6 protein-coding genes are annotated in these 8,199 nt (G+C 67.6%); 2 read left to right on the forward strand and 4 right to left on the reverse strand.

Annotated features, from left to right (window positions below; all coding sequences use genetic code 11):
* From ligD to AB4Y84_RS07515, 3 genes are all read right to left on the reverse strand, one after another.
* Window positions 1–2,456: DNA ligase D (ligD, locus tag AB4Y84_RS07505; protein WP_442249943.1), on the reverse strand; the 2,456-nt coding region annotated here is incomplete at its 3' end.
* 3 nt (window positions 2,457–2,459) lie between these two features.
* On the reverse strand, window positions 2,460–3,389 hold the full coding sequence (gene ku / locus AB4Y84_RS07510) for a non-homologous end joining protein Ku (protein WP_442244258.1): 930 nt from the start codon (window positions 3,387–3,389) through the stop codon (window positions 2,460–2,462).
* A gap of 145 nt (window positions 3,390–3,534) precedes the next feature.
* Window positions 3,535–3,933 (reverse strand): hypothetical protein, encoded by a 399-nt coding sequence (locus tag AB4Y84_RS07515; protein WP_025875521.1) that lies wholly within the window; start codon window positions 3,931–3,933, stop codon window positions 3,535–3,537.
* A 141-nt stretch (window positions 3,934–4,074) separates the two neighbouring features.
* Here AB4Y84_RS07515 and AB4Y84_RS07520 point away from each other — a divergent pair, with 141 nt between their 5' ends.
* Complete coding sequence (locus AB4Y84_RS07520) at window positions 4,075–4,401, forward strand: hypothetical protein (RefSeq protein ID WP_025875523.1); 327 nt, start codon at window positions 4,075–4,077, stop codon at window positions 4,399–4,401.
* A gap of 85 nt (window positions 4,402–4,486) precedes the next feature.
* Here AB4Y84_RS07520 and AB4Y84_RS07525 read toward each other — a convergent pair whose 3' ends face one another.
* Window positions 4,487–6,601, reverse strand: coding sequence for a TonB-dependent receptor family protein (locus tag AB4Y84_RS07525; RefSeq protein WP_442244257.1), 2,115 nt, complete (start codon window positions 6,599–6,601; stop codon window positions 4,487–4,489).
* A gap of 171 nt (window positions 6,602–6,772) precedes the next feature.
* Between AB4Y84_RS07525 and AB4Y84_RS07530 the strand changes: the two genes are divergently transcribed.
* Window positions 6,773–7,975, forward strand: a complete 1,203-nt coding sequence (locus AB4Y84_RS07530; RefSeq protein ID WP_312786743.1) for an amino acid aminotransferase — start codon at window positions 6,773–6,775, stop codon at window positions 7,973–7,975.
* Window positions 7,976–8,199: the final 224 nt, after the last annotated feature.

Raw genomic sequence — 8,199 nt, forward strand, 5'->3', positions numbered from 1 at the left:
GTCTGCTTCAGCGCGTCGATGCCCTGCCACGGATCCGCCTTCAAACGCTTCGCCCGTGCCAACGCCTTGTCCATCGGAAACGCATCGGCAGCACTCACCCGCGCCAGCTCCTCCCAGCGCAGTGGCACCGCCACGCCCGCGCTATCCCGCGCACGCAGCGACCACGAACACACGCTGGTCGCACCGCGTGTATTGCGCAGCCAGTCGATGAAGATCACGCCGCTGCGCTTGGCCTTGCTCATCGTCGCCACGTAGCGGTCCGGCGCCTGTTCGGCCATCGCCTGCGCGAAGGCTTCGCAAAACGCTTTCGCGTCCTCCCAGTCGGCCGCAGGTTGCAGTGGCACCACCACATGCACGCCCTTGCCACCGGACAACCGCACGAAGCTCTGCAGCCCGGTCTCCTGCAGTCGATCGCGCACATCGCGCGCGCCGCGCTTGACGTCGGCCCAGCTCACGCCCTCACCCGGATCAAGATCGAACACCAGCCGGTCGGGATGCTCGGGGTCGGCCACCGTCGCCCCCCAGGGATGCAGCTCCAGGGTGTTCATCTGCACCAATTGCAGCAGCCCGCGTTCGTCATCGATATAGACGTAGTCCTCGCGCCCGCTCTTCTGCTGCAGCGGCACTGCATGCACGGCGTCGCCCAGGCCCTGGCCGTGGTGCTTCTGGAAGAAACAGGCCTTGCCCACGCCATCGGGACAGCGCAGCAGCGACAGCGGTCGTCCACTGATTTCCGGCAGGATCCAGCGCGCCATCTGCCGGTAGTAGTCGGCAACGTCACCCTTGCTGAGCTTCTTCTTCGCGAACACCACGCGCTCGGGATGGGTGATGGCCACGTCGTCGCCGTCGTCGGCCGGTGCTGCACTCATCGCCAGGTCCTCCTTCTTCTTGTCGCTGCGCAGTCGCTTGAAGCTGGCCTGGCGCAGCAATCCTTCCTTGCCCCAGCCGCGGAACGCGACCTCGGCCACCGTCACCGGCTTCACCCAGCGCACGCTGGCCGCACGGAAGGGGACATGCGACGGCAGCTCCAGCACCGCGGCGTTCACCGCCAACGGTGCCAGCGTGGCCGAGAGCGCGCGCAGGCTCTCATCGTCGAAGCCGGTACCGACCCGGCCGACATAGCGCAGGCCGCCCTTGTCCGGCGTGGCCAGCAGCAGCGAACCAAATCCCACCCGCGAGCCTTTGGGTGCGGTGTGGCCGATGATCAGGAATTCATCGGTGTCCTCATGCTTCACCTTCACCCAGCTGCGCGCGCGGGTGTTCACGTAGGGCGCGTCGACCTGCTTGCTTACGATGCCTTCGAAGCCCGCCTTGCCGCTGGCGTCGAACACCGCCGGGCCGTGGTCGATGACGTGCTCGCTGAAGGCCAGCGTGCCAACTGCATCACCGATCAGTTCTTTCAGCAGTGCTTTGCGTTGCAGCAACGGCGCGCGGCTGATGTCGACCCCGGCCACGCCCGGCAGATCGAACACGATGAAGCGCAGCGGTTGTTTCGAACTACCGTCGATCACCCGCTGCAGCGCGGCGAAGTCGCTGCGGCCGTTGTCGTCCAGCACCACCAGTTCTCCATCCAGGCGCGCATCGCGCACCGGCAGCGCCTGTACGGCCTGCACCACTTCGGGAAAATCCGCCGTCCAATCCAGGCCATTGCGCGAGCGTAGCGCTACCTCGCCCTCGTGCAGATCGGCCAGCAGCCGGTAGCCATCCCACTTGATCTCGTGCAGCCAGCGCTCGCCATCGGGCGCGGTGTCGCGGTGATCGGTGAGCTGTGGCTTGAACTGGTGCGGGTAGCTTTTGTCGCGCGCCCCGTCCAGCTGCAACGCGCGCGCATGCCAGCGTGCATCGGCCTTGCGTGGGTGTGCGCCACGTGGCGCTGGAGCCGTCTTCTTCGCTGAAGCCCGGGACCTCTTCGCGGATGTTCGCGCTGGCGTGTGCAGCAGATCGTCCGCCTCCGCATCCCGTGCCTGCGCGTCATCGCGCTTGATCAGCAGCCACTGCACCTGACGGCCCTTCATCGCCGTGCGTACCAGTTTCCAGCCACCGGCCAGGCGCTGCCCGTGCAGCACGAAGTCGATCTTGCCCGCAGCCAGTGCTTGCAGCGGATCACCTTCGCAGGCCCAGCTGCCGTGGTCGAACACATCGACGTGACCGGCGCCGTAGTGTCCTTCCGGAATGTCACCTTCGAAGCCGGCATAGGAAAGAGGGTGGTCTTCCACCTCCACCGCCAGGCGCTTCTCACCCACCCGCAGCGACGGCCCCTTCGGCACCGCCCAGCTCTTCAGCACGCCATCCATTTCCAGGCGGAAATCGTAGTGGCGGCTGCTGGCGTGGTGCAGTTGGACCACGAAGATCGGCCGCCGCTTCGGGTTGCCCCGTGCAGGCGCCTCATCCGGCTCGGGGGTCTGCCCGGTGCCTCCGCCCAGCCGACGCTTGCGCCGGTACTGATGCAACGACATGGCTCAACCTGCCTTGCGTCGCGCGGCGGTCTTCTTTGCAGCCTTCTTCGCAGGGGCTTTTTTTGCCGGTGCCTTCTTCGCCGCTGCCTTCTTGGCTGGAGCCTTGCGCGCGGCCGCCTTCTTCGCCGGCGTGCGCTTGTTGGCATCCAGGCTCTTCTGCAGCAGCGCCATGAAGTCCACCACGTTGGTGGTTGCGTCCTCGCGCGGTGCCGGCTCGTCCTCCACCTGGGTGGTGCCGCCCTTGGACTTGATGCGCTTGTTCAGCACCTGCTGCAGGCGTTCGCGGAACTCATCGTGGTACTGGGAAGGATCCCAGTCACCGGCCATCGACTCGATCAACTGCTCGGCCATCGCCGTTTCCTTGCTGGTGATGCGGTAATCGGCAAGCTTTCCACTGGGCAGCTTGTAGTCGTCAGGCTCGACCAGTTCCTGCGGATAGCGCAGGATCATCAGCACCAGCGCGTCATCGTTGGGCATCACCGCGCACAGGTACTCGCGCGTGCGCACCACCACCCGGGCGATGCCGACCTTGCCAGTGCTGCGCAGCGTTTCCCGCAGCAGCACGTAGCCTTTCTCAGCCTTTTTACCCGGCACCAGCAGATAAGGCTTCTCGTAGTAACGCGGGTCGATCTGGCTGGCGTCGACAAAGGTTTCCACCTCCACCGTTTCATGGCTTTCCGGCGCCGCCGAACGGATATCGTCTTCCTCCAGCACGACGTAGCTGCCCTTGTCGTACTCGTAGGCTTTGACGATGTCCTTCCACGGCACTTCCTCGCCGGTGTCGGCGTTGACCCGTTCGAAGCGGATCGGTTTGCGATCGCGCGAATCCAGCATGCGGAAGTGCAGGTCGACCTTGCGCTCGCCGGACATCAGCGAGACCGGTACGTTGAGCAGGCCGAAGGAAAGCGTACCGGTCCAGATCGGGCGGGCCATGATGCGCACCTGTGTTTCAGCAGGGGTAGCCAGCTTCAGCCGGCTACCGTGAAACAACCGTGTCGGCCACGTGCAGACCATGCGGTAGTGCCGGCCGCTGGCCGGCAGCTCCTTGAATCCTGGCGATGCCTGCCAGCGACCGGCACTACTGCAGCAGCGGCCTCACCGCAGCGGCGGGGATATGGTCCAGCGCGCGCCAGGCATCTTCCACCACCGGCTGCGCCTGTGCCCAGTTCAGGCGCGACTGTCCGCGCATCTGGTCCCAGTGCTCGGCCAGTTCGCCACTGGTATCGGCCTCACCGCCACGCGGCCAGTCAGCGGCATGGGTGGTCAGCGCGAAGGCATACACCGGGCACAGATCGCGCCAGTTGCGATGCCCCTGCCCGCGGCGTTCCTCGTAGTCGCTCAGCATGTACTGCAGGTAATCCTGCGCCACCGCCTGCGGATCCTCCAGGCGGCGCGTCCGGCGCTGCGTGCTGCGCTGGCCAAGCGGATCCAGCAGGGCGTTGAACACGGACGGGGCGGGGCGTTCAAGACGGGGCATGGCCGGCTCCTGCAGCAGGGCGGGTGGGCAGGAATACGCGCGCCGCCGTTATCCAGTCGTGACAAAGATGTTCATGACGCCAGGTTCGCAGTGGCTTTACTTCGTCCGCGCTCTAGTGGAGGCCTACCGGAGGAACGCCCCATGACCACCACCCGTGACCCCCTGCGTGAGAACCACACCCCCGAGCCGGGCGAGCAGCGCGGCAAACACGATCTGGCCGACGCCGAGGACCGTGGCGCCGGCATGTCGACACCGGACGAAGGCGTACTGCCCGTCGTGCGCCGGCCTGAACAGGCCGCCCAGGACCGCAAGGACTGCGGTGACCGCAATCGCGGTGGCCAGGAAAGTCCGCTGAAGCGGCGCGAGCGCAAGCAGCACGCCAGCGACAACCAGGACGAGGCGCTGGAAGAGACCTTCCCGGCCAGCGATCCAACCTCACCGTTCGTGCCCGCCAAGGCCCCGGATTGATCGGTAGCGCCGGGCCATGCCCGGCGGATCCGTCACGTCCGCGCTGCGCGCTCGCCGGGCATGGCCCGGCGCTACCGGGGCCCGCCTAACGCCATGACCACTGCAGGCCAACGCTGGCGCGGCGGTCCGGCCCCGGTTCAAAGAACCGGCCGTTACCGTCATTGACGATCACCGAGCCGATGTAGCGCTGGTCCAGCACGTTGTCGATACGTGCGAATGCACGCAGGTCACCCGCCTGCAGCGTCCAGCGGCGACCGGCGTCCAGGTTCAGCAGCGCGTATCCCGGTGCGCGCTCGGTTGCGATGTCATTCACCACCACATCGCTGCTGGCGGCAGCTTCCAATCCCCACTGCCACTGCCCCGGCGACCACTGCAGGCGGGCATACGCCTGCTGYCGGGGCACGCCGGGCAGGCGGCTGCCAGCGGCAACCACGGTGTCGGGCACTGCGCAGTTGCTGGCCGCACAGGCCAGATAGGGCGAACGCACCTGCGCCTGCAGCCAGGTCCAGGCCAGCTGCAGCTCCAGCTGCTCGGCCAACGGCTGCCGGTACTGCAGCTCCACACCCTGGCGGCGGGTACGGCCGATGTTGCGGTACGTGCTGCGACCATTGGTGCTGCTGGCAACGGCCAGTTCATCGTCAGTATCTGCACGGAACAGGCTCACATCGAGCTGTCTTCCATCCTGCGCGTGCCACTTGCTGCCCACTTCCAGGCTGCGGCTGCGGGCGGCCGCCAGATCCAGCGCCAGCCCGGCCTGGCCGTCGGCGCGGTAGCCCAGCTCGTTGAACGTCGGGGTTTCAAAGCCACGCCCGATCGCCGCGTGCAGGCGCCACTGCGGGCTTGCCTCGAAGCTGACACCYGCCACTGGCGTGGTGGCCTGGTAGCCACGGCGACCACTGTCGTCCGGATTGCGCCCGACGATGTAGCGATCATCCGATTCGAAGCGCACCGCGCTGTGGCGCACCCCGGCCAGCAGCGACCAGCGCGGGCTCCATTGCCACCACGCCTGGGCGAACTGGTCCACGTTCTGCACGATGTCGATCTGGTCGCGACGCAGGCGCCCGCGTACCCCCACGATGGTGCCGACGAAGTTCTCGTAGCCGGTGCGGTGCTGGCGCTGGCGATCGGCATTCACGCCCACCACCAGATCCAGCGGTCGCCCCCACAGATCGCCGTTCCAGCCCCAGCGCGCGTCCAGCCCGCCGTAGCCGCCATCCAGGTCGATCACGCCACCGGCGTGCAATGGGTTGGCCTGCGGTCCCGGCGGAATCGGCAGGTACTGGGTCACCTCGCGCTGCCCGGCATAGCCCATCAGTTGCCAGCGCTGTGCACCGGCTTCACGGGTCCAACGCAGGCCTGCCTGCTGCTGGCGCACCGATTTTCGGGTGTTGTACTGCTCAGCCACCGCCGTGGCCTGGCGCGGGTCGGCCGCCACCTGCGCGCGGGTCAGCCCCAGCGGGTCCTGCGCGTTCGGCGCGTGCAGCGCGTTGAGCAGCAGTTCCAGGCGGCCGCCCGCGAGCTCGGTGCCCAGCCGCGCGTTCAACGATTCGCGGCGCGCGCGGCTGTGGTCACGCCAGCCATCGGTGCTGAAATGGTTGGCGGCCACGTTGTAGTCGACGCCAGGGCCCGCCCCGCGCAGCTGCGCGCCGACGCTGAGCGTGTTGTCGGCACCGGCATTCACCCGCAGCCGCCACGGGTCACCGGCCTGGCCCTGCGCGCTCCACACCTGCAGCACGCCGCCGGACGAATTGCCGTACAGCGCCGAGAACGGCCCGCGCAGCACCTCGATGCGCTCGGCACCGAGCAGGCTGGCGTGCGACAGCTGGCCCTGGCCATCGGGCATGGTCGCCGGCACCCCATCGATCAGCACCCGCACCCCGCGCACGCCAAAGGTCGAACGGGCGCCGAAGCCACGGATCGACAGCTGGGTGTCCTGCGCGAAGTTCTGCCGGTCCCGGGCCAGCAGGCCCGGCACCCCGCCCAGCGCCTCGGACAGCTGCGTGCCCGGGCCGGTACGGTCGGCGTCGATCCACACCGTATCCAGGCTGGCGGGCAGGGCGAAGGGGTCGACGCCGGGCACCCGCGCGGCCTGCACCTGCACAGCCGGCAGGGCGGTCGGCAATGGCTCGGCCGTCACCGCCAAAGGCAGCAGCAGCAGGGCGGAAAGCGGCAGGCATTGGCGTCGTGCGCTGGGATTCATGATTCAGGTTGATGGATCGGGCGGCAACGCACGCCATGGTACGGGCAGGCGGATGACGATGGCGGCGGCCAGCCCCGGCAGGCTTTGTTACGATGGGTCGGTTTCGGCCGACAGGCCGCAAGCCGCGTGGCGCAATTCCTCCCCCTTTCCGTCTACCGAACGAGTACCGCCGTGTCCTTCTTTGCAAACGTGGAACTGGTCCCAGGCGACCCGATCCTGGGCCTGACCGAGGCGTACAACGCCGACAGCCGCCCGACCAAGGTCAACCTGGGTGTGGGCATCTACTACGACGAGAGCGGCCGCATTCCGCTGCTGCGCGCCGTCAAGCAGATCGAGCAGCAGCTCGCCAACGAAGCCAAACCGCGCGGCTACCTGCCGATCGATGGCCTGCCGGCGTACACCCAGGCCACCCGTGAGCTGGTGTTCGGCAAGGACTCGCCGCTGCTGGCCGCCGGCCGTGTCACCACCGCCCAGACTGTCGGTGGCAGCGGTGCGCTGCGTGTCGGCGCCGACGTGCTGAAGAAGCTGCTGCCGCACGCCACCGTCGCACTCAGCAACCCGAGCTGGGARAACCACCGCGCCGTGTTCAGCGCCGCTGGTTTCGAGGTGGTCGATTACACCTACTTCGACCCGACCACCCATGGCGTCAACTTCGACGGCCTGCTGGCCGACCTGGGCAAGCTGGAAGCGGGCACCGTGGTGCTGCTGCACGCCTGCTGCCACAACCCCACCGGCGCCGACCTCACCGTCAGCCAGTGGAAGCAGGTCGCACAGCTGCTGAAGGACCGCCAGCTGTTCCCCTTCATCGACATGGCCTACCAGGGTTTCGACAAGGGCATCGAGCAGGACGGCGCCGCGGTGCGCACCATCGCCGAGGCCGGCATCGACAGCTTCATCGTCGCCAACTCGTACTCCAAGTCGTTCTCGCTGTATGGCGAGCGCGTGGGTGCGCTGTCGATGGTCGCGCCGACCGCCGCTGACGCCAAGGCCGTGCAGTCGCAGGTCAAGCGCGTGATCCGCACGATCTACTCCAGCCCCTCCACCCACGGTGCTGCACTGGTTGCCGGTGTACTGACCAATCCGGAACTGCGCGCGATGTGGGAGCAGGAGCTGACCGAGATGCGCGAGCGCATCCACGCCCTGCGCCAGGGCCTGGTCGAGAAGCTGGCCGCCGCCGGCGCCCCGCAGTTCGGCTTCATCAACGAACAGGCGGGCATGTTCTCGTACTCCGGCCTGAGCCGCGAACAGGTCGAGCGCCTGCGCGACGAGTTCGGCATCTACGCCGTCGGCACCGGCCGCATCTGCGTGGCTGCGCTGAACCAGAACAACCTGGAATACGTCGCCAAGGCCGTGGCCACCGTCGCCAAGGGCTGATCGACCGCTCCAGCAAGCTGTGGAAACAAAGGCGCCGAAAGGCGCCTTTGTTTTTGCTCCTGCCTTGCCACCCCCTCCGCGCTCGCGGCCAACCCTGAAGCGCGCGGGAGGGGGACGCAATGCAGGACCGTTGGCGCCATGGGCGCGAGGCATGCCTCGGGCGGGTTGGGCAGGATGCCCAACCCCGGTCTTGCCGTGTGCGCAGGACAGCGCACACGAGCAAG

Source organism: Stenotrophomonas sp. 2YAF22 (genome assembly GCF_052114665.1).
GTDB classification, from domain to species: Bacteria; Pseudomonadota; Gammaproteobacteria; order Xanthomonadales; family Xanthomonadaceae; genus Stenotrophomonas; species Stenotrophomonas indicatrix.

Coding starts and splice junctions, on each gene's coding strand:
- AB4Y84_RS07520 (WP_025875523.1), top strand. CDS start 4,075: ATGACCACCACCCGTGACCCCCTGCGTGAGAACCACACCCCCGAGCCG.
- ku (WP_442244258.1), bottom strand. CDS start 3,389: ATGGCCCGCCCGATCTGGACCGGTACGCTTTCCTTCGGCCTGCTCAAC.
- AB4Y84_RS07515 (WP_025875521.1), bottom strand. CDS start 3,933: ATGCCCCGTCTTGAACGCCCCGCCCCGTCCGTGTTCAACGCCCTGCTG.